The sequence below is a fragment of the Candidatus Campbellbacteria bacterium genome (genome assembly GCA_028817035.1).
In the GTDB taxonomy this organism is placed as follows: Bacteria; Patescibacteriota; Minisyncoccia; order Phycocordibacterales; family JABAAK01; genus JAPPQH01.
Window position 1 is genome coordinate 1 of the sequence record JAPPQH010000016.1, and the last position, 16,216, is coordinate 16,216.

Genomic DNA, 16,216 nt, shown 5'->3' on the forward strand with positions numbered 1-16,216 from the left:
AAAAGCACCGAACCTATAGCCCTAACGGGCTCGCTCGTTTCACTCGCTTCTATTCATTATCGCTCGTGGCTTCGCCACTCGCTTGACGCAACTCGCAGGCTCGTTGCGGTCGGACTTATACCCTATGCGGAGAGAGTGGGATTTTTCACTTGCAAAGCAAGTGAAACTGTTTTCTAAGCTCATTTCATTCGCTAAGAAAAAAGCACCGAACCTATAGCCCTAACGGGCTCGTTCGAGCCCCACTCATATACAAAATAAAAGATAGCCGAAGCTATCTTTTATTTTGTATGCGGAGAGAGTGGGATTCGAACCCACGGTGCGATTGCTCGCACAACGCTTTTCGAGAGCGTCCCAATCAACCACTCTGGCATCTCTCCAAATTCCAGTATATGTGTTATTAAGCGTTATTACAAATGAAAATATGATATTATTAAACTTATGAATAAAGAAAGAGCAGTTTTTGCAGCAGGTTGTTTTTGGGGTGTTGAAGAATCTTTTAGAAAACTTGAAGGTGTCAGCGAAACAAAAGTTGGGTATATAGGTGGAGACACGGAAAACCCAACTTATGAGGATGTGTGTTCTGGAGAGACAAATCACGCGGAGGCGGTTGAGGTTGTGTTTGACCCAGAAAAAATTTCTTACAAAGATCTTGTGAGACATTTTTGGGATATACATGATCCTACACAAAAGGATAGGCAGGGTCCTGATTTTGGAACACAGTATCGCTCTGCTATTTTCTACACAACGGAAGAGCAGAAAAAAATAGCGGAGGAGTTGCGAGATGTGGAAGCTGCGAAGATGCCTGTTGTGACTGAGATAACTGAAGCGGCGATGTTCTACCCTGCTGAAGATTATCATCAGAAATATATTTTAAAGAAGACGCAATAAAAATAAAAGTATGAGTGAGATAAACAAAAAATTTCCAAAAGAAAGGAGTGATGAGGAATACCAAAAGACTTTGACGGATGAGCAATACAGGGTTACAAGAAAGCATGGCACGGAGCCTCCCTTTTCAAGCACGCTGAATGGTAACAAAGAGGATGGTATGTATAATTGTTCGGTGTGTGGTGAGCCTCTTTTTAGTTCAGAAACAAAGTTTGACTCGGGGACTGGTTGGCCAAGTTTTTATGACAGAATGAGTAAAGAGAGTGTTGGTGAGCAGGAAGATAATTCTCTCTTTATGAGGAGGACGGAGGTTCATTGTAATAAATGTGGATCACATTTGGGTCATGTTTTTAATGATGGACCAGAGCCGACTCAAAAAAGGTATTGTATAAACGGCGTGTCGCTTAATTTTAAAGAAAAATAATATGGAAAAATTTGATTTTATAGGAATAGGAGATATAACAACAGATGCATTTATATTGTTGCAGGATGCGGAGGTGAATTGTGGGATGGATAAAGAAAGTTGCACGATATCTATGAGGTGGGGTGACAAAATACCTTTTGAGAGGGCTGTTGAGGTTCCTGCTGTTGGGAATAGTGTGAATGCGTCTTTTTCTGCAAGGCGTCTTGGTCTGAAAAGTGCGATTTTGACGAATGTGGGTGATGATAAAAACGGTCGGGTGTGTATTGATGCGTTGAATAATGAAAATGTGGATACCAGTTTGGTAGAGATACATAAAGAGAAGGTAACAAATTATCATTATGTTCTTTCTTTTGGCGCGGAGCGGACAATTTTAATAAAGCATGAGCATTTTGATTATTCTCTTCCCTCTTTTGAGCCACCGAAGTTTATATATCTGAGTTCGCTTGCAGAGAATTCTCTTGTCTTCCACAAGGAGATAGTGAATTATCTTTCTGAAAATCCTGAGGTGAAACTTGCTTTTCAGCCAGGGACTTTTCAGATATCACTTGGTTATGATGCTCTCCAAGGGATTTACGAACACACGGAAGTTTTCTTTTGTAATGTTGAAGAGGCGATGCGTATTCTTAAAATGGAAAAGAGGGAGGATATCAAAACAATACTGAGAGAGATGCATAAAAGAGGTCCAAAGATCGCAGTTATAACGGATGGGATACAGGGTGCTTATGTTCATGATGGTAATGATTTTATACACATGCCGCCCTACCCTGACCCTAAACCGCCTGTTGAAAGGACAGGTGCTGGTGATTCTTTCTCTTCTACATTTACTTCTTATCTTGCTCTTGGGCATACTATTCAAGAAGCTATTATGAGAGCGCCTATAAATTCTATGTCTGTTGTTCAGCATATAGGAGCAAGAGAGGGTTTATTGACAAAAGAAAACATAGAACAACTGCTTAAGAATGCTCCAAGCGATTACAATATAAGCATTATATGAGTAAAACATATAAAGAAAAAGCGCAGTCCATACTTAATAATTATAGGTATCAGATTTTTGCGTTGGCTGTGGATTTGTTTGCGATTGTTTATTTTATATATGAGTCGTTTACAGAATCAAATTTATACCCTATTGCTGTGGTTCTTGGTATAATTTTCATCGTTGAATATGTAATAGGTCTTGTCGCAGATGAGGATAGGGTTGGTTACTTTTTTGACCCTATTTCAATACTTGAACTTATACTTATAGTTTCCTTTATAACTCCAGCAAATAATCTTGGTTTTATAAGGGCTTTGCGCTTTTTGAGAAGTCTAAAAACTATTTCTACATATAGAAAAATAAAGAGTGTATCAAATAGATTTTATTGGTATCAAAAATACAAAAAATTCTTTTTGAGCTTGCTACAACTTGTAATATTCATAATATTGGTAACTGGTGTTGTGTATGCGATTCAGGCGGACAGAAACCCAAACATAAATAATTATACAGATGCGCTTTATTTCACGGTAACAACGATATCAACAACTGGTTATGGGGATATAACGCCTGTTGATGAGGTTGGAAGATTGATTTCTGTTCTGATTATGTTACTCGGTATAACTCTCTTCCTAAGGTTTGCAAGTAGCATAATTATCAGAAACAAGGTTCATTACAGGTGTAAGCAGTGCGGACTTTTGCTACACGATTCTGATGCGGTCCATTGCAAACACTGTGGCGCGATAGTGAATATAAAAACTGAGGGTCGGACTTGATTATATCGCGAGAACTTTTTCAACTGCTGAGAGTATCCCGCTCACTCCAAGGTTGTAGTGTTCCAATAATTCTGTTGGTTTTCCGCTTTGACCAAACTTGTCTTTTATCCCAACGCGAACTATAGGCATTGGTCTGTTTTCTGATAAAAATTCACAGATTGAACTTCCCATTCCACCTGCACATTGGTGTTCTTCAATGGTGACAACCCTTCCACATTCTTGTGCATATGAAAGTATTTTTTCATCAAGCGGTTTTATTGTGTGATTATTTACAACGATGACTGGTGTCCCTCTGCCATTTAATTCCTTTGCTGCAAGCATTGCGTTATGGGTTAATGATCCGCATACGATAAGAGCCACCTTTGGATTTTTATCTCGCCACAAAACATTTGCTTTGCCTATTTCAAATGGCGTATTTTCAGTAGTTACTACTGGCGTTGCTTCTCGTGCAAGTCGTATATAAACAGGTCCTTCCATTTCTGCTGCCGCGATGGTCGCTTTTTTCGCCTCTACGGAATCTGCAGGAACAAGAACGGTCATCCTTGGTATAACTCTTGTTATCGCGATATCTTCTATTGCTTGATGTGTTCCGCCATCTGGACCAACGGAAATACCGGCATGTGCCCCAACTATCTTCGCATTTGCGTTGTTATAGCATATGGTTGTCCTTATTTGCTCCCAATTCCTACCAGGAGAAAACATGGCGTAGGAGGCGAAAAACGGCACTTTTCCCATAGCCGCCATGCCAGAAGCGACTGATGCCATTGACTGTTCTCCTATCCCCATCTGAAAAAATCTATCAGGAAATTCTTTTCTAAATATTGAGGTCTTTGTGGAGTCAGTTAGGTCGGCACACAGCGCGACAACTCGTTTATCTTTTTTGCCTGCTTCAAGAAGACCTTCTCCATATCCTTGACGGATGGGAACGGACTCAACATCTTTTTCAAATATATATGGATTTAATTTTGCAGAGTTTTCAATCATAATAAATTATTCATTTTCACCTTTTATTTTTCCTTTCAAAGAACGCAAAGTGTTAAGCGCAAGTGTTCCCTGTTCTCCTTTTGGAACAACATCTTCTGGTCCTTTGCCTGGTGGTGCGCCATGCCAGCGAAAATCTCTTTCAAATTCTGGGACGCCTTTTCCTGGAATTGTGTGTGCAATGATAACTGATGGTTGTCCGTACACTGACTGTGCCTCGCCTATCGCTTCATAAATGGCTGATATGTTGTGTCCGTCGACTTCAATGGTGTGCCAATTAAATGATTTGAATTTATCCATCAGTGGTTCAAGTGGCATTACATCTTTGGTAAAGCCATCTATCTGTATTCCATTTCTATCAACTATGCTGATTAGGTTGTATAACTTTTCTTTTCCTGCAAGCATCACTGCTTCCCATATCTGTCCGCAATTAAGTTCACCGTCGCCCATAAGACAATAAAAATATTTGTTTGACTGTTTGTTGTCCAATCTTTCTGCAAGAGCCATGCCTACTGCCTGAGATAAGCCAGAGCCAAGTGGTCCAGAGCTTGTTTCAATTCCAGGCAAAAATTCTCTATGTGGGTGTCCTTGTAGGCGTGATCCAAGTGAGCGCAATGTTTTAAGCTCGCTTAGTGGGAAGTAGTTGGCGTGCGCCATAGTCGCGTAAAGGACTGGACAAATGTGCCCGTTTGAAAGAACAAGTCTGTCACGATCTTCCCAGAAAGGTTTTTTAGGGTTATGTTTCAGAACTTCAAAATAAAGCAGTGTGAATATGTCTGCCATACCAAGAGGACCTGCGGTATGACCAGAGCCTGCGGATATTAGGGACTCTATTATTGAAATGCGAATCTCTCCCGCTTTTTTTTCTAACTCTTTTATTCTATTGTCATTTAAATGAACCATTTATTATATTTTACAACAAAATTGTCGCTACTCAAAGGCACAGAGCCCCGAGTGGGGCTCTGTGCGGAGGAAAGAAAAAGGAACAAATTTTCGATACCTGACTTAATGCCGAAACATTTCATCAAGTATCATTATTTATTATATACACAACTGCTGATAACTTCTCTGAATTTTTGTATATTTTCCTTGAAATCTTTTTCTCCTTTCAAAAGTGCAGACCCAGAAACAACCGAAGATGCCCCTGCTTTAATAACCGAGCATACATTTTCAACACTAATACCTCCATCAACGCTTATAGGCAAATCGGGGTTTTTGTCTCTGATTGCTTTTATCAAATCAAGTGCCTGTATGTTGAAAGGTTCGCCCTGAACCCCTATCCGCGAGATGCCCATACACTGAACGCCATCCACATCCAAAGACGACACACTCACTGATGACAAATCGTCATTGATTGTGAACGCAACATACACTTCACATTTACTTTCTTTTATTTCCTTTATACAGGTAATAATCTCATTGTCGGGTTTTCCGTTAAAAGAGCCGTAGTGAATTATGAGTCGTTTTGCACCCATGACAGACCAAAAATTTATTTCTTTTATCGGATTCTCTACCATCATGTCCACTTCAAAAGGAACATTCATCATTGGTCTTATGTCTTTCACATCACCTATCAAAGAAGTAAAAGGCCATGACTTTGGAGATGCATAAACACCATCAACTATATCAATCTGAAAACAATCAACTTCATTTCGTGCTTTGTCCTGCACTTTCAAAATGTCATCAAGTGTTTTTGGTATTACTGCGGGTTTTATCATTGTAGTTTTGATATCCGTCTTTTATGCCTCTCATCATCTGAAAACGGCGTTGTTAAAAAAGAAACTGTGGCGGTCTTTGCGTCTTCTATTGATACAAACCTTGCGCCTATTGATAATATATTTGCATCGTTGTGTTCCCTTCCAAACTTTATTATTTCGGAGTTGTTGGTGTTGTAGACAATCGCGCGAACATTTGTAAAGCGATTCGCAGCTATCGCCTCTCCCTGCCCCGAGCCACCAATGATTATCCCCACGCCCCCATTTTCTGATATCTCTTTTGCTAATGGGTTTATAAAATCTGGATAGTCGTCGGTTTCATCAAAAGAAAATGGTCCAAGATCTTCAACCTCATATTTTTTCTCTTTAAGAAAAGCAGAAAGTGATTCTTTCATCTCAAAGCCCGCGTGATCTGAAGCAATCAAAATTTTCATATTAAATACCTAATGCCCTTTTTGTGTGTGCGAGTAGTGTGGATGAGTAACCCGTCTCATTGTCATACCAAACAAAGACCTTTACAAGATTTCCATCTACAACTCTTGTTGAATGCAAATCTGCAACAGCAGCAAACGGACAGCCAATCATATCAGAAGAAACTATTGGGTCTTCGGCAACTGCAAAAAACTTTTCATATATCGGATTGTCGGCTGCACTTCTAAAAATATCATTTACTTCTTCCACGCTCGTCGACCTTTTTGATAAAAATGTTATATCCACTATTGAGCCAAGAACAACAGGAACTCTTATTGAAACACCGTCAAACTTGCCCTCAAGCTCAGTTAAGACTTTTGTGGTTGCGACTGCTGCGCCAGTTGTTGAGGGTATCATATTCTGCGCCCCTGCCCTGCCAAGCCTAAGATTTTTTCCCTTCCTTGTCTGACCATCCACTATATTTTGTGAAGATGTGTATGAATGAATTGTGTTTAATATAGCTTTTTCCACCCCTATTTCGTCATTAAGAACTTTAAGCGGTATCGCAGATGCATTTGTGGTGCAGGAAGCGTTTGAGGTTATGTCGCACTTGTTTATCACCCTGTCATTAATTCCTACAAGTGCCGTTGCACCTTTTATTCCGCCCTGTGGTTTGTCTTTTACAGGGGCAGATATTACCACCTTTTTTGCACCTGCCTTGAGATGCACCATTGATTTTTCGTAAGATGTAAAAACGCCTGTTGTCTCTACCACCACCTCTACCCCCAAGTCAGACCACGGCAGGTTGTCGGGGTTTCTTTCAGATATATATTTAATAGCGCGATTATCAAACAAAAGATTTTTTCCATCGGGACTCACAGAAACACTTGAATCAATGCCGTGAGCCGTGTCGTATTTGAAAAGGTATTCTGAGTTTTCAATAGGCATCAAGTCATTTATGACAACAACATCAAAAGAATCATCGCGAAGGGCAAGCTGTAGGAATGCCCTCCCTATTCTTCCAAATCCGTTCAGTGCTACCTTTGGTTTTGACATAAAAATTACTTCTATAAAATATTATAATACATAAATTACCCAAGTTTTTCTTTGAAGAGTTTTTGCAGAATTTGTGGGTTAGCGCTTCCCTTTGTCTCCTTCATCGCCTGTCCGACAAAAAATTGTAAGACCGATTCTTTCCCCTCCTCCCTATACTCTGCGACTACTTTTGGATTGTCATTTATTATTTTTGATACCAATTCTCCAAGTTTTGACATATCAGACTCCTGAAGAAAACCACGGCTCTCTGCCACCTCAAGCGCACCACCCCCCGACACAACCAAAACAGCAATGGTATCTTTCGCACCCCTTGAAGATATCTTTCCATCAGCAATCATATTCACAAGTTCTGCAAGACTCTCAGATGTTATCTTTAATTCCGAGTTCTTTTTGTAATATGACATTATGTCTGACAAAAGATAATTGGCAGTGAACTTTATCTTTTTTTTGTCATCAATAAAGTTAGATATCGTGCTGTCAAAAAGTTCTGATATATACGCGTTTTCCACCAACACGCCCACTTCTTTTTCACTCAAACCAAAGCCCAAATACCTCTCCCTCTTTTTTGTCGGCAATTCTGGTAGTGTTTTAAGCAAACTGTCGGGATTAAGTTCGTCATCCTCATATACCATTAACTGCGTGAGGTCGGGGTCGGGGATGTATCTGTATTCAACTGCGCTTTCCTTTGTTCTCTGTGAAAAAGTTTTCTCTGTGTTCTCGTTCCATCCTCGTGTCTCCTGCGGTATTGCCTCTCCCCTCTCCAAACACTCTTCCTGTCTTTTTATCTCAAACTCTATAGCCCGAACAAGCGACTTGAAAGAATTAAGATTTTTAACCTCCACCTTACCGCCAAGTTTGTCAGATTTTGATATTGATATGTTGGCTTCAACGCGCATTTCTCCCTGCTCCATCCTTGCGTTTGATACGCCAAGTGTTTTTAATAATAACTGAAGTTCTTTTGCAAATTCAAGAGCCTTCTCTGCATTGTGAATTACCGGCTCTGTGACAAGTTCCATAAGCGGAACACCTGCACGGTTAAAGTCAACAAGGGTTGATCCCACAAGTAATTCATGATTTGAACGCGCCGTATCTTCCTCAAGATGAATGCGAGTTATTTTAACCCCTGCCAATTCACCGCCAGAAACAAGCGGATCGTCATATTGACTTATCTGATACCCCTTTGGTATATCGGGATAAAAATAATGTTTCCTATCAAAATTTGTTTCTCTTGCGATTTTTCCATTAAGCGCAAGACCTATCAATATTATTTTTTTTACTGCCTCTTTGTTTAGAGTGGGCAGAGTTCCAGGATGCGCCATGCATATAGGACATATATTGACATTTGGCTCTTCCTCTTCGGAATCATTGGCACAACCACAAAAAAGCTTAGAGTTGGTCCCAAGTTCTGCGTGTATTTCAAGTCCTATCGTAGGTTTATATGACATTTTAATAATTCTATCACATAAATTGATTATTTGTCATAGACCGTATATAATAGAGAGCAATGAAAGGCACAACCATAGCGATATTGTTTATTCTTGCGATAGTTGTTGTTTATGCTTCTTATTTGGTTATCCAGCCAGACACAAGTCAGGTGACAGACCAAACTGTTGTAGAAGAAACTGAGCGACCAGATGAAGAGTCCGAGCAATCGGTTGAGGAAGAAGAGGTTGAGGAGGAGAAAGAAGTAACAAGAGAGGAAAAGAAAGAGGAGAGAAAAGAGCGAGTGGTTGAAAAACAGAAAGAGGAAGTAAGAGAAGGGTCAGCAGACAAGACAAGTAAGAAAAAGAAAGCGCCTGCATCTACAGGAAGTCAAGAGATGCAACTTCTCGCGGAAATGAATATCGCAAGGACAACTCCAAGCAAATATTTAAGTTCAAGGATAATGCCCTACCACAATTCTATAAAACAGGATGGGGGGCAATGGTATATACAAAAAGAATCAAATCTCAGATTATTACTTATAGAAGGAAAAACGGCAACACAAATTTTATTGGACTATCTCGCAAAAGCACAGCCAAGAAAGGCGCTTGTCTATGACGCAAACCTTGAAAAAGCAGCAAGAGACCACGCAAAAGATATAGGTGCGAGCGGACAGTTAAGCCACACGGGAAGTGGTGGAAGTAGCATATCGCAAAGGGTTTCAAAATACACAACTTGGAAGGCGGTTGGAGAAAATATATCTTACGGAGCAAACAATCCAAAAGAGGTGATTATAAATCTAATGGTTGATGACGGAGTAACAAACAGGGGCCATAGGGACAATATAATGAGTACAAACTTTGGACGGGCTGGAGCGCACTGCACAAGCCACAACTCCCAATACAAAACTGTCTGCGTTATAGTATACGCTGATTAATTATATTGCTTTTTCCGCTACTTTTGCCATCGCCTCGCCAGCGATTTTCAGAGAATTATCGTCATAGGCGCTTACAGGGACAACTTCCTTCCCTGTCTGTGAGAGCAGTTTTACTGCGGATTTGACTTTGTCGTCTGACACTAAATCCGTTTTGGTAATAAGAATTATCTCTGGTTTTTTAAGTAATTCTTCCGAGTATTGCCCCATTTCTTTTCTTATTGAGTTATATTTCTCAAGTATGTCATCATTTTCAGTAGATATTAAATGCACGACTGTTAGGGCTCTTGAAATATGACGAAGGAATTTTATACCAAGACCTTTTCCGTCTGATGCGTCTTCAATGATGCCGGGGATGTCGGCAATTACAAAGCCATGATACACGCCAAGATTTGGCTCAAGGGTTGTAAACGGATAATCACCAATTTTTGCGTTTGCGTTTGTAATTAAATTAAGCAGTGTGCTCTTTCCTGCGTTTGGAAACCCTATCAAACCTATGTGGGCAATCAATCTGAGCTCTATAAAAATTTTATATTCTTGCCCTTTCTCACCAGGGGTTGCAGTTTTTGGTGTTGTGTTTCTTGAACTCTTAAAATGATCGTTACCAAGACCGCCTTTGCCGCCAGACGCGATAAGAACTTTTTTACCCTCTTTATCCAAATCAAAAACCTCGCTTGTATCCATATTTTTAAGAACAGAACCTGCAGGGACATCAATAATAATGTCTGCACCATCTTTTCCTTTCTTCTTTGCTCCTTGTCCGTTCTCACCGCTGTCTGCCTTAAAAATCTGGTTTTTGGAGTATCGCGAAAGTATCCCTATATCTCTCACTGCTCTGAAATACACATTTCCACCATCCCCACCGTCACCGCCATCTGGTCCGCCTTTTGGAACAAATTTTGCTCGGAGCCAATGGACGATACCGTTACCACCATCTCCAGCTTTTACCGATACAGTGAGTTCATCAACAAGCATATATCATTCAAGAGAAATTTTTGCTAATGCAAGTGCCCCATCGCATGTCTTTGCCACCGACAAAAACCCATTATTATGACAGAAAATAGAACCTTCAACACCTGTTACTTGCTCAAGCTCTTTTCCTCTTTTGCCTCTCCACTCTTTAGGAAATGGTTTTTTAACGGCATACATATCGTTTGAATCAAAATCTCTCGCGGCGACCACAACCCAATGACCTTCACTATCACCAAACACGGCATAAAGAACATCCTTGTATTCACGAAGAATTTCTTTATACGGACATCTGCAATGGAACAGGACTATATTTTTATGCTCTCTATTCTCAAATGCCTCTCTTACCGTGGGCTCTGTTTTTTCTCGCGTTTTTTGTCGTAGGACTTCCCTGTTTATCAAAACTTCTGCAAGGTCAACTGCTTTCAAAAACATGTCATCTACATTCTTGCCTTCTTCGTCTATGTTTAGATTGAAAGAATCTATGACCTCATCAATGGTGTAAATAGACACATCATCTCTTTTAGGGATCGCCACCGAAACGCCACAATCACGAGAATCTACAAAAGAGACCATCTTCCTGTCTATCGCTTCTGCATTTTTTTTAGAACCAGCAATTATTTCACCAAATTTAAGCCACACCAAGCCAAAAGTCGCGTAAGGTATTCCACTTTGTCTTTTGCCCGCACCGCCCTCTTGGTGATGGTCAAATCTGTTTTTTTCAGGGTCGTAAACGCCACCGACATCAAGCAGATAATCCGCTTGATCAAAAAGTTTTGGATCTCTTGTTCTTATTATGTTTATATCGCCACCTTCTACTATCCTAATCGCTGCTGTCCCAAACACTTCGTCGGGGTGAAACTTGGAGCCGTGGGTTATAAGCGTTTTCATATTTATATAATACTATTTTTTATCACCCTCTTCCTGCGGCTCTTCCTTCTTTTGTATTTTTGTAATTGCGTTTGCGACCCTCGTTGCTATAATTTTTTCAAATGACTTAAACAAATCTGCCGCTTCCTGCTTATATTCCACGATTGGCTCTCTTTGTCCATAAGAGCGAAGACTCACACTACTTCTTGCACGTTCCATCGCCTCAAGGTGTTCTATCCACGAGAAATCAATAGCGCGCAATATGATGCCCTTTAACACATCAGACAAAGAATTTTCTTTCAACTCTTCCTTCTTTGCTTCAATGTTTGTAACAATCTCTGGCGCAAATTGTTTATGCCTCTCCACCCAATCTTCCACCTCTTTTTCTTGTCCGTATAAAACCATCCGCCTGTTTTCATAGACATCATTTCTGTGTTTATCAAGGACTTGGTCATACTGAAGGACATTCCGCCTCGCATCAAAGTAATGCCCTTCTATTTTTCTCTGAGCGCCCTCAATTGAGCGGCTTAATATACCGCTTTCAATAGGAAGGTCATCAGGTAGTGAAAGTTTGTTTACTATTTTTTGAACCCTCTCACCGCCAAAAATACGCATAAGAGAGTCATCAAGGGAGACAAAAAACCTGCTCGCCCCTTTGTCCCCTTGCCTTCCGGTTCGACCTCTCAACTGATCGTCAATCCTTCTTGCCTCGTGTCTTTCGGTTCCAATAACAAAAAGACCGCCTAAATCTTTGACCTCCTGACACTCTTGTTCTTTCACGGGATTACCGCCAAGTTTTATATCTACCCCACGACCTGCAAGGTTGGTCGCTATGGTTACCGCACCCTTCCTGCCCGCTTGCGCGATTATCTCACCTTCCTCCTCGTGATTCTTTGCGTTCAAAACTTTATGCTGTATTTTTGCTTTTGACAAAAAAGAACTCAACATTTCGTTTTTCTCTATTGATGTCGTTCCTATGAGAACTGGTTGCCCCCTTTTGTTCAACTCTCCCACCTCTTTTACAATTGCGTTCATCTTGCTTTCCTCATTTTTATAAACAGCATCTGGATAGTCCTTCCTTGCGACAGGTCTGTGTGTGGGGATAGACACGACTTCAAGCCCATAAACTTTATAAAACTCCTCAGAGGATTGCGTTGCCGTTCCCGTCATCCCTGACAAATTTTCATACATCCTAAAGTAATTCTGAAATGTTATTGAAGCAAAAGTCCTTGTCTCTTTCTGAACAGAAAGACCTTCTTTTGCCTCAATTGCTTGGTGAAGCCCGTCTGACCACCTTCTACCCGGCTGCAAACGACCAGTAAATTCATCTACTATTATCGCGGAACCACTCCTCACAACATATTCCTTATCTTTTATAAACAACGCCTTTGCTCTGAGCGCGTTTTCTAAATGATGAACATGGGCAGCGCCACCCTCTGAGTACAAATTATCAAAACCAAGCGCCTTTTCTGCTTTTTCAATTCCCTTAGGGGTCATTGACACGGCACGGACCTTTTCATCTATTTCATAGTCCTCGCCCTCATTGAAAGAGCGGGCAAGTTTTGCAAAAGTCGCGTAAAATGATGCCCCTTCAGGTGCAGGTGTGGATATTATAAGAGGGCTCCTCGCTTCGTCTATCAGTATTGAGTCAATCTCATCCACAACAGCGCAAAAGAAACCTCGCTGACACACATCCTCTTTTGTATATGCGATATTGTCTCTGAGGTAATCAAAGGCGAATTGGTTATTTGTTCCGTATGTTATGTCCGCCATATATGCATCACGGCGTGAAACAGGGCGAAGAAAGTCATAGACCACCTTGAAAGAACCGACAGTATCTCTTGTCTTGTCCTTCTCATAATGACCCTCATCATATAGGTAGGACTCCCTATCATTTATAACCCCAACAGAAAGACCAAGAAAAGAATATATCTGCCCCATCCACACCGCATCACGCCTTGCAAGATAATCGTTCACCGTAATCAAATGAACCCCCTTTTGGAAAAGTGCTTTAAGGGTAACGGCAAGAGTTGCAACAAGTGTTTTACCCTCACCCGTTCTCATTTCTGCGATGGATGATTTATGTAGTGCTATACCACCCATTAGCTGAACATCAAAATGTCTTTGGTTAAGTGTCTGCCTTGATGCTTCACGGACCAAAGCAAAAACATTAGGCAATATATCATCAACATTACCCCCTTTTTTCAGAAATTCCTTGAACTCTTTTATTTTTGTCCGAGCATCTTCTTTTTTAATACCCCTATAACCATCCTCAAGATTGTTGACTTTTTCAACAATACCCTTCATTGAAGAAACGGATGATTTTGAGGCACCTCCAAATATTTTATCTAAAAATCCCATTTTATCAGTTTATCATTTTCACACTAAACCCTGCAAGTAAATATATCCCTACCCCAAAAATAATCGCTCCTCTGTGGGAGCGATTATCTTTCTGCAGAAAAGTATAAAACTTATCGGCGAGATCTCCTTCTTCGTGTTGATTTCTTAGCAGTTTTCTTTGTTGCTTTGCGTCTTCTTGAAGTTCTCTTTACCGCTTTCTTTGTGGTCTTGCGCCTTCTTGAAGTTTTCTTAGCAGTTTTCTTTGTTGCTTTGCGTCTTCGTGAAGTTCTCTTTACTGTTTTCTTTGTTGCCTTGCGTCGTCTTGAAGTTTTCTTTGTTGCCTTTTTGGCAGTTCTTCGTCTTTTCATTATAAATTTTTTATATTTTAATGTTACGGCAACAATCTGACCTGTGGACTGTTGTCTAATAATTTAATTATGAATTAAAAATAATAAATATATTTGTATATCTTAATATCTTGTGTGGAAAACTATTTTATATAATTTTTGCAATTAAAAATTATTTTTTAATATTTTTTGATATCAAATTAAAAAAATTATCTAAAATAGACAAATAAAACTTATAATACAATAGTTTTTAACCTATTAGCATGTTGGTATTACCATCGGTCCCGACTGCATTTGGTCTGCTGATTGCCGTCCAACTCCACATGCTGGTCGTACTTCAAAAGATTGCTGTCGTTGTGGTTGCTGCTGTTGTTGATTTTGCTGTTGCTGTAACTGTCTTTTCCATGCTTCAATCTGTGCTTTTGCCTGCTCGGTCAGTAATTTTTTTGTCTTCTCGTTGTACACACCACTTGCACCCAAGCCATTATCCTCTTGGAATCTCTGCAATGCATTCTCAACATTTGGACCAAAATAATCCTTCTCATAACCAAACTCAGAAACCCTGTAGCCCAACACATTCAGATTTTGTTGCAATGTTTTTACACCACTTCCTTCTGATCCTCTCCTTAAAGGAGGTGTTACAACTTCTGGCTTTTTCTTTTCTTCTTCTTTTGGTTTTTCAACCGTTATTTCTTTCACCCGCTCTGTGAGTGCTTTTTGTGTAGCGACATCATATATCCCATTTGCTCTCAGTCCATTTGCTCGCTGGAAATTTAATAATGCCTTCTCAACCTCTGGACCAAAATATCCATCTTCGCCACCAAAATGAGAGACCCTGTAGCCCAGTGCGTTTAGATTTTGTTGCAATGTTTTTACACCACTTCCCTCTGAACCCCTTCGTAAAAAAGTTGTTCTGGTTGCTGTTGTTGTCTCTGTTGTTTTATCTATGCTCTTTTGCAAAGTCTCAAGGTATCCAATAGGAATTGGTCTATTTGGAATTTGAACAGTTGGTGCCGTGCTGACCTCTCTTGTGGTGCGTGTAGGAGTTTGCGTTGTTGTGGTGCGAGCAGGAGTTTGAGTTGCAGTGCGAGCAGGAGGTGTTTGCATCATTGAATCAGGTGGGGTTGCAGTGCGAGCAGGTGAAGATTGCGGACGAGTAGGAGTGGTAAGGGGGATGTTAGAACTAGGAACAACAGAATCAGGTGTAGGTGGTAACCCCTGCGATGTCTGAACAATCTCTGGCTCTGGAGATCCAGCCACTACTGGCATTGTGTCTGCTGATTCTCTTGGAGTTACACCTCGTGCCGCTAAAGACCTTTGTTGCTGTCTTGCTGCCAACTGGATTGTTAATTCATTTAATAAGCCCCGAAAGTATGCCAACCTATTCAAAAGAACCTGCCTGTTATTCTCAACACTCCTCGGATCTATTGAGCCATCTTCATCTGCATATGGAGCTTCAATACCCTGACCTCTTACGATGCTGTAGTCTTGTTGATTGGTTGGTGTTGTTGATGGAGCACGAACTCTTCCAAAATTACTTCTTCCACCACCTCCACCTCCACCCCCGCCTCCGCCTCTGCCTCCAGATGACCTTGACGGCGCAGTTATCACCTGCTGACTTGAATCTACGGGACCAGCCCCTCCTCTTTTATTACCACCAGAAGAAATTGTTGTAGAACCACTGTTTCCCAATAGGTCTTCATAAGAAGTTATATTAAATCTTATTGGCAGAGTAGGATTGTCAGGAAGTGTATAGTCTATGCTCCATTTTGTAGAGTATGTTTTGCCACCTACTGTCCTTTTTGCTGCCCCTGCTGTTGGTGCTATTGCTATTATCGGATTTGAAACATCCGTTATAGTCGGTGCTACCGACATATGCACTTCTTCACTAAATGTTAATTCTAGTGTGAGTTTGTCCCCTGCATTCTGTCCTCCTTTAAATACCCCCGCTGGTGCTGTCGGTGGTTTTAAGTCTATTATCATAGTCCTTGTCGCTGAGAGAGAGCTATCTCGCCCATCCTTTGTCGCTCTTGCTTTTATATTGTATGTTTTGTCTGCACTTGCTGTTCCCAGTTGATTTGCCGTTTCAAATGTAAGAGCGTACGCTATCTGTCCT

16 protein-coding genes and 1 tRNA gene are annotated in these 16,216 nt (G+C 40.6%); 5 read left to right on the forward strand and 12 right to left on the reverse strand.

The window, feature by feature from the left end; genetic code table 11:
- Positions 1-290: 290 nt before the first annotated feature.
- Positions 291-377, reverse strand: a tRNA-Ser gene (locus tag OXU73_02660).
- Positions 378-438: 61 nt separating this feature from the next.
- Here OXU73_02660 and msrA point away from each other — a divergent pair.
- The 4 genes from msrA to OXU73_02680 are packed head-to-tail and all read left to right on the forward strand — an operon-like array spanning position 439 to position 3,055.
- The gene (gene msrA / locus OXU73_02665; protein ID MDD9868206.1) at positions 439-888 is read left to right on the forward strand and encodes a peptide-methionine (S)-S-oxide reductase MsrA; all 450 of its coding nucleotides are present in this window, start codon (positions 439-441) and stop codon (positions 886-888) included.
- Between the two features lie 10 nt (positions 889-898).
- Positions 899-1,309, forward strand: coding sequence for a peptide-methionine (R)-S-oxide reductase MsrB (gene msrB / locus OXU73_02670; protein ID MDD9868207.1), 411 nt, complete (start codon positions 899-901; stop codon positions 1,307-1,309).
- Between the two features lies 1 nt (position 1,310).
- Positions 1,311-2,303 carry a carbohydrate kinase family protein gene (locus OXU73_02675; protein MDD9868208.1) on the forward strand — a complete coding sequence of 331 codons (993 nt, stop codon included), beginning with the start codon at positions 1,311-1,313 and terminating at the stop codon, positions 2,301-2,303.
- On the forward strand, positions 2,300-3,055 hold the full coding sequence (locus tag OXU73_02680; protein MDD9868209.1) for an ion channel: 756 nt from the start codon (positions 2,300-2,302) through the stop codon (positions 3,053-3,055). Before OXU73_02675 ends, OXU73_02680 begins: the two co-directional genes overlap by 4 nt.
- On the opposite strand, the gene OXU73_02685 is transcribed toward OXU73_02680, so the two are convergent.
- The 6 genes from OXU73_02685 to gatB form a co-directional block, all read right to left on the reverse strand.
- A complete protein-coding gene (locus OXU73_02685; protein ID MDD9868210.1) occupies positions 3,056-4,039 on the reverse strand; it encodes a transketolase family protein in 984 nt (327 codons plus the stop codon).
- A gap of 6 nt (positions 4,040-4,045) precedes the next feature.
- A complete protein-coding gene (locus tag OXU73_02690) occupies positions 4,046-4,939 on the reverse strand; it encodes a transketolase (GenBank protein MDD9868211.1) in 894 nt (297 codons plus the stop codon).
- Between the two features lie 131 nt (positions 4,940-5,070).
- Positions 5,071-5,754, reverse strand: a complete 684-nt coding sequence (locus OXU73_02695; GenBank protein MDD9868212.1) for a tryptophan synthase subunit alpha — start codon at positions 5,752-5,754, stop codon at positions 5,071-5,073.
- On the reverse strand, positions 5,751-6,185 hold the full coding sequence (locus OXU73_02700; GenBank protein MDD9868213.1) for an RpiB/LacA/LacB family sugar-phosphate isomerase: 435 nt from the start codon (positions 6,183-6,185) through the stop codon (positions 5,751-5,753). Before OXU73_02700 ends, OXU73_02695 begins: the two co-directional genes overlap by 4 nt.
- A gap of 1 nt (position 6,186) precedes the next feature.
- Positions 6,187-7,218: a type I glyceraldehyde-3-phosphate dehydrogenase gene (locus OXU73_02705; GenBank protein ID MDD9868214.1), complete on the reverse strand. Its 1,032-nt coding sequence runs from the start codon at positions 7,216-7,218 to the stop codon at positions 6,187-6,189.
- Positions 7,219-7,253: 35 nt separating this feature from the next.
- Positions 7,254-8,663 carry an Asp-tRNA(Asn)/Glu-tRNA(Gln) amidotransferase subunit GatB gene (gene gatB / locus OXU73_02710; GenBank protein MDD9868215.1) on the reverse strand — a complete coding sequence of 470 codons (1,410 nt, stop codon included), beginning with the start codon at positions 8,661-8,663 and terminating at the stop codon, positions 7,254-7,256.
- A gap of 59 nt (positions 8,664-8,722) precedes the next feature.
- On the opposite strand from gatB, the gene OXU73_02715 reads away from it, so the two are divergent.
- Positions 8,723-9,577, forward strand: coding sequence for a CAP domain-containing protein (locus OXU73_02715; protein MDD9868216.1), 855 nt, complete (start codon positions 8,723-8,725; stop codon positions 9,575-9,577).
- Here the strand turns inward: OXU73_02715 and obgE are convergent, their stop codons facing one another.
- From obgE to OXU73_02740, 5 genes are all read right to left on the reverse strand, one after another.
- Positions 9,578-10,549 carry a GTPase ObgE gene (gene obgE / locus OXU73_02720; GenBank protein MDD9868217.1) on the reverse strand — a complete coding sequence of 324 codons (972 nt, stop codon included), beginning with the start codon at positions 10,547-10,549 and terminating at the stop codon, positions 9,578-9,580.
- 3 nt (positions 10,550-10,552) lie between these two features.
- Positions 10,553-11,434, reverse strand: a complete 882-nt coding sequence (locus tag OXU73_02725; GenBank protein MDD9868218.1) for an MYG1 family protein — start codon at positions 11,432-11,434, stop codon at positions 10,553-10,555.
- Between the two features lie 12 nt (positions 11,435-11,446).
- Entirely contained in the window at positions 11,447-13,774 is a 2,328-nt protein-coding gene (secA, locus tag OXU73_02730) for a preprotein translocase subunit SecA (GenBank protein MDD9868219.1), read from the reverse strand.
- 110 nt (positions 13,775-13,884) lie between these two features.
- Positions 13,885-14,121: a hypothetical protein gene (locus OXU73_02735; GenBank protein MDD9868220.1), complete on the reverse strand. Its 237-nt coding sequence runs from the start codon at positions 14,119-14,121 to the stop codon at positions 13,885-13,887.
- Between the two features lie 237 nt (positions 14,122-14,358).
- The coding region (locus OXU73_02740; GenBank protein ID MDD9868221.1) for a peptidoglycan-binding protein at positions 14,359-16,216 on the reverse strand (1,858 nt) is incomplete at its 5' end.

Coding starts and splice junctions, on each gene's coding strand:
- secA (MDD9868219.1), bottom strand. CDS start 13,774: ATGGGATTTTTAGATAAAATATTTGGAGGTGCCTCAAAATCATCCGTT.
- OXU73_02680 (MDD9868209.1), top strand. CDS start 2,300: ATGAGTAAAACATATAAAGAAAAAGCGCAGTCCATACTTAATAATTAT.
- OXU73_02715 (MDD9868216.1), top strand. CDS start 8,723: ATGAAAGGCACAACCATAGCGATATTGTTTATTCTTGCGATAGTTGTT.
- OXU73_02675 (MDD9868208.1), top strand. CDS start 1,311: ATGGAAAAATTTGATTTTATAGGAATAGGAGATATAACAACAGATGCA.
- obgE (MDD9868217.1), bottom strand. CDS start 10,549: ATGCTTGTTGATGAACTCACTGTATCGGTAAAAGCTGGAGATGGTGGT.
- msrA (MDD9868206.1), top strand. CDS start 439: ATGAATAAAGAAAGAGCAGTTTTTGCAGCAGGTTGTTTTTGGGGTGTT.
- gatB (MDD9868215.1), bottom strand. CDS start 8,663: ATGTCATATAAACCTACGATAGGACTTGAAATACACGCAGAACTTGGG.
- OXU73_02735 (MDD9868220.1), bottom strand. CDS start 14,121: ATGAAAAGACGAAGAACTGCCAAAAAGGCAACAAAGAAAACTTCAAGA.
- OXU73_02685 (MDD9868210.1), bottom strand. CDS start 4,039: ATGATTGAAAACTCTGCAAAATTAAATCCATATATATTTGAAAAAGAT.
- OXU73_02695 (MDD9868212.1), bottom strand. CDS start 5,754: ATGATAAAACCCGCAGTAATACCAAAAACACTTGATGACATTTTGAAA.
- OXU73_02690 (MDD9868211.1), bottom strand. CDS start 4,939: ATGGTTCATTTAAATGACAATAGAATAAAAGAGTTAGAAAAAAAAGCG.
- OXU73_02725 (MDD9868218.1), bottom strand. CDS start 11,434: ATGAAAACGCTTATAACCCACGGCTCCAAGTTTCACCCCGACGAAGTG.
- msrB (MDD9868207.1), top strand. CDS start 899: ATGAGTGAGATAAACAAAAAATTTCCAAAAGAAAGGAGTGATGAGGAA.
- OXU73_02700 (MDD9868213.1), bottom strand. CDS start 6,185: ATGAAAATTTTGATTGCTTCAGATCACGCGGGCTTTGAGATGAAAGAA.
- OXU73_02705 (MDD9868214.1), bottom strand. CDS start 7,218: ATGTCAAAACCAAAGGTAGCACTGAACGGATTTGGAAGAATAGGGAGG.